This is a genomic window from Streptomyces polyasparticus (assembly GCF_014493765.1).
GTDB classification, from domain to species: domain Bacteria; phylum Actinomycetota; class Actinomycetes; order Streptomycetales; family Streptomycetaceae; genus Streptomyces; species Streptomyces polyasparticus.
This window is the reverse complement of sequence record NZ_JACTVJ010000079.1, coordinates 1-1,849: the sequence shown is the minus strand read 5'-3', so window position 1 is coordinate 1,849 and position 1,849 is coordinate 1. Positions and strand designations below refer to the sequence as shown.

Below are 1,849 nucleotides of genomic sequence, written 5' to 3'. Positions count from 1 at the left end.
GCACTTTCGATGGCGGGAGCAACGGCTTCGCGATCTCCCACAGCCCGTCCGGAACAATCCAACTCCACGTTCCCTGACCCATGTTGAGGTTCTACTCCGCCTCACCACATAGGACAACGTCTAAGAAGCCATTTCATTTGGTGATGCGGCGGTAGCAGATAAGGGTGCTGGCGATGCCGACGAAGGCGAGGAAGTGTTCGGGCTTGCGCTCGTAGCGGCGGTGCAGGCGTCGGCATCGGTTCAGCCAGCACATCGTCCGCTCGACCACCCAGCGGTGCCGGCCCAGCCGGTCGGAGGCTTCGATCCCACGGCGCGCAATGCGGGGCACGATCTGTCGTCGCCGCAGCCAGTTACGCAGGTGGTCGTAGTCGTAGCCCTTGTCGGCGTGCAGTTTGGCCGGGCGTCGGCGCCGTGGTCCGAAGCGGGAGCGAATCGGCGGGATGCCGCGCATCAGCGGTATCAGCGCCTGGCTGTCGTGCAGGTTCGCTGCGGTGATGCCGATCGACAGGGGCAGGCCGTTGCGGTCGACGATGAGTGCCTCGATCGGTCGGATTCGGTCCCGTCAGCGGCCCCCTTTGAGTGCACGGACGCTGACCGAGTCGATGGCACACCGCGACCAGTCGAGCTCACCGCGCGCGCCGAGCTCGTCCAGGACCAGGCGGTGGAGTTTGGCCCACACCCTTGCCTCGGACCACTCGGTGAAACGACGAAACGCCGTCACCCCCGACGGCCCGAAGCCCGGTGGCAGTTGGTTCCAGGTGCATCCCGACGTGGCCACGAAGATGATGGCGGCCAGCACCTCCCGGTCCCCGTGCCGGCGTCGGCCACCGCCCCGCGGGCGTTCCGGTGCCGGCGGCACCACGCGCTCGAACAACTCCCATAAGCCGTCCGGCACCATCCGCTCAACGAGTCCAGCAGCCATCACCCCACACTGCCGCAAGATCACACCAAACGAAATGGCGTCCAAGTGGCGAGGCGTTCGAGGATCTCGTCTGCGGTTTTCGTCCAGCCGTAGGGCCGGGGGTTGGTGTTCCATGCGGCGATCCAGGCACGGATGTCCTTCTCGAGGGCCTGGACAGTCTTGTGGACGCCGCGTCGTATCTGTTTGTTCGTCAGCTCGGCGAACCATCGCTCGACCAGGTTGAGGCAGGACGATCCGGCGGGTGTGAAGTGCAGGTGGAAGCGGGGGTGGGTCAGCTACCAGTGTGTGGCATTCTTGGGCGTGGAATCCAGCGTCCGCTTCACCACCGCGGCGACCTGCTCGTCGGTGACCGTCCTGGGCTCGCCGGACCGCGGCATATCACCCAGCCCCGCGATCCGGTGCTCGACGAACCGCGCCCGCCAGCGGCCCATCGCATGCGGTGTCGAACCAAGTTGGGCGGCAACATCCTTGTTCGAGGCGCCCGTTGCGCACGCCAGGATAATCCGGCAACGCAAAGCCCACGCCTGCGGGGTGGAACGGCGCCGCACCCACCCCTCCAGCGCAGCCCGCTCCTCAACCGACAACGTCAACTCGGCCTTCGGCCACCCAGTACGAGCCATCAGGCAACCTTACTTATCCGAACAGAACTCCCGACTCGGAAGACTAGGCACGGCGCACACCTCATAAACTTCCGCGCCTCGGCCCTGTCGATCACCACGAGTGTCCAAAGGCCCTGGCTCCGCCACGTCACCACGAAGCCGGTCCATTGCGCCCGCCGTCATACCAACACCATGCCCTGGCCAGGCAAGATCGGTACACCTACCGAAACACTATTCTGCAGGTGCTTCGGCGTCGGGTCTGTACGGTCAACGGTGGATCTTCGAGCAGGAAGTAACACCTGATGACAGACGTGACCGTGTCGGCTGA

2 pseudogenes are annotated in these 1,849 nt (G+C 65.2%); both read right to left on the bottom strand.

The features are described from left to right. Positions 1–133 precede the first annotated feature (133 nt). Positions 134–922, bottom strand: a pseudogene (locus tag H9Y04_RS45510) (IS5 family transposase). A 20-nt stretch (positions 923–942) separates the two neighbouring features. Further along, positions 943–1,542, bottom strand: a pseudogene (locus H9Y04_RS45505) (helix-turn-helix domain-containing protein). Between the last annotated feature and the right edge of the window lie 307 nt (positions 1,543–1,849).